At 59.5% G+C, this 2,432-nt stretch carries 4 protein-coding genes; 1 reads left to right on the plus strand and 3 read right to left on the minus strand.

What is annotated here, in order from left to right; genetic code table 11:
* Positions 1–510, minus strand: a 510-nt coding sequence (locus tag IGS51_RS18030) for a Crp/Fnr family transcriptional regulator (RefSeq protein ID WP_297080173.1), incomplete at its 3' end; no start/stop codon positions are given.
* Between the two features lie 221 nt (positions 511–731).
* On the opposite strand from IGS51_RS18030, the gene IGS51_RS18035 reads away from it, so the two are divergent.
* Complete coding sequence (locus IGS51_RS18035; protein WP_172357293.1) at positions 732–1,103, plus strand: helix-turn-helix transcriptional regulator; 372 nt, start codon at positions 732–734, stop codon at positions 1,101–1,103.
* A gap of 56 nt (positions 1,104–1,159) precedes the next feature.
* On the opposite strand, the gene IGS51_RS18040 is transcribed toward IGS51_RS18035, so the two are convergent.
* Both IGS51_RS18040 and IGS51_RS18045 read right to left on the minus strand, forming a co-directional pair.
* Positions 1,160–1,903 (minus strand): phytanoyl-CoA dioxygenase family protein, encoded by a 744-nt coding sequence (locus tag IGS51_RS18040; protein ID WP_297080174.1) that lies wholly within the window; start codon positions 1,901–1,903, stop codon positions 1,160–1,162.
* A 31-nt stretch (positions 1,904–1,934) separates the two neighbouring features.
* Positions 1,935–2,432: urease accessory protein UreF (locus tag IGS51_RS18045; protein ID WP_297080175.1), on the minus strand; the 498-nt coding region annotated here is incomplete at its 5' end.

Here is a 2,432-nt window from a genome sequence, read left to right on the forward strand (position 1 = left end):
ATAGCGACTCGCGCCCACAATGCCCCGCCGCACCTTGGGCACCAGGTAGGGACGCAGGGCCGCCTGTCGCTCTTGCTCAAAGACAAGCTGGGAACTGAGTTCCGTCACCTCGTCTGCCAACTGCCGCGACACGGTGCGGTTTAGCTCCGGAAACTGAGCCACTAGGTCGCGGAATGCCTCGCGGGGCACGGTCCAGATTTCGCAATCGCTGAGGGTGATGACGGTATGTTCCGCAGGCGTTTCGAGCAGCAGTTCCTTTAAATACAGCACCGAACCGGGCAGCAGGCTAACGGTGTCTGCCACGCTGTCGGGTCGGGTGCGATAGCGCTCCAGCCGCCCCGATTTCAGAATGTAAAGCGCTTTGGGTTCGGTGTCTTCCAGCGCCAGCCGATGGTTTTCGGGAAGACGGATCTCGCGAACCTGCTGGGCGATCGCCCTCACCGCCGCCTCCGATAGCTCCCCAAACTGGGTCTGCTGCTGTATCCACTGCACCCGCTCAGCAATTTGCATGGGGCAACCTCATCGCGTGGCTATCCAGGGTCAATTATTCTTGCTTTTGGGCATTCCTGCTTTTGGGCGTTCCTGCTTTTGGGCATGGGGCAACTCCGGAGAGGGGCGGCCTTGTAACCAGCCTTGTCAATTTAAAGTTCTGATGTGTAATCTACTACTCTATTTTCAATTCTGAATAGATTGTTAATATTTTGGGATTAAGCCTTTTTGAAACGACCCGCATGAAAACGGTAGATCCGGTCTCAGTTGAGATTATGCAGCAGGTGGCGGAGTATTTCAGCGTCCTCAGCGAGCCGACCCGCCTCCGCATTCTCAGCGTCCTCCGCAACGGCGAACGGTGTGTGCAAGATCTGGTCGAAGCGACCGCCACCAGCCAGGCCAACGTCTCCAAGCACCTGAAAGTGATGCTGCAAGCAGGCATCCTCTCGCGCCGCACCGAGGGCACCTCTGCATACTACAGCGTGCAGGATGACCTAACGTTTGAACTGTGTAATCTGGTGTGCGATCGCCTCGCCAGCCGCATCGAACTCCAGGCACGCCGATTTCGAGCCTTTGGGCTGACCAGTGGGCAAGTCTTGAAGCGGTCGGTATGACGGGATCTTTAGGGGCGCAGAAGCTTAGCGAATCCCTGTTTCGGAAAGGGATGCCCCTAATATGGGTAAACTCCCGGCGAGAGGAGCAGCCGCCGCTGAGCTTCGGTGAGGCTGGGGAACTCGTCAGGATTGTAGAGCGATCGCGCCCAGGCATTCGACCGCGGCGAGTATTTATAAAACAGGGTGCGCCGCTCTCCCTGGCCGCGCCAAGGCAGCGTGCCGTGGGTCAGCGCTTCGGTAAACAGAATGGCGCTGCCTGCGGACACAGCCACGGGCTGCATACAGGCAGGCGGGTTTTCCAGATCGCGCCATTCATCAGGGAAAGGGGCATTACTTTTGTGGCTACCGGGAATGCAGGCAAAACCGCCCTCGCCGGGGCGCACGTCCCGCAGTTCGTAGGCGACGGCCGTCAGCCCGTTATACATCCGCCCATTGTGAACGTGGTAATACTGACAGGGGTCGTAGGGCGTGCCGCCGCCGTGGAGCCGCGTGCCGATGGGGCCGCTGCCCTGGCGGATGACGTGCGTGTAGTCGTGATCCAGCCGGAATCCCTCGCCCAGCAGGGTTTTCAGGTAAGGCATCAGGGGCGGCAGGTCGATCAGGGCTTGAAACGGCGGTCCCCAGGGCAGCAGCCCGTCCCAGCGAAACCAGGTGCGGTCAGGAGCATTGACAGGAGCACTGACAGCCGCAATTTGGCGATCGAGTTCGGCATTGAGCGCGTCCAGTTGCGCCGCCGTCAGCACGTTTTCCAGCACCAAATAGCCCTGCAAGTCGAATAAGTACCATTCTTGTGCGTTCAAGATTGTCTCCTGAATCGGGAATTGTTGGGAATTAGCTGCGGAATAGCCGGGTGTAAAGCGTTTCGTGGGCCATGCAGGCGATCGCCTGTCCCCAACTGCACGCCCCAAAGTCGTCTTCGGGTAAGACGAGCGCTGCGTCGGTTGTGCGGGCGATCGCCGGGGCAAGGCTCAGCAGCAGCCGTTGTCCCGCCGTTTGTCCCAGCGGAATCAGCTTCACGCCTGCGTTGACCAAATTGCTGGCCCAACTGTGCAAATAGCCAAGGATGGCAGCCCGCAAGTCGATCTGCCAGTGGGCAGCGGCGATCGCATACACCACGGCAAAATTCACCGCAAAATTTTCGGCTGCGTTGCTGGTTTCCCCGCAGGCTTCCAAGAGCGGGGCAACGCTGGGGTCGAGATCGATCAGTAGCCGATAGAGCGATCGCCCCATTTGCCAGCTTTGTAGCCGCAGTTCCTCTGCCTCGCGCAGCGCCGACAGCCATTGGTTCCAGTACCCTAGAGCAGGAAAATCGGGGGCGATCGCCGCCTC

The sequence above is a fragment of the Thermoleptolyngbya sp. M55_K2018_002 genome (genome assembly GCF_015295965.1).
In the GTDB taxonomy this organism is placed as follows: Bacteria; Cyanobacteriota; Cyanobacteriia; order Elainellales; family Elainellaceae; genus Thermoleptolyngbya; species Thermoleptolyngbya sichuanensis.

Bases quoted from the DNA above. Each gene is read 5' to 3' on its own strand.
- IGS51_RS18035 (WP_172357293.1), top strand. From the start codon at position 732: ATGAAAACGGTAGATCCGGTCTCAGTTGAGATTATGCAGCAGGTGGCG.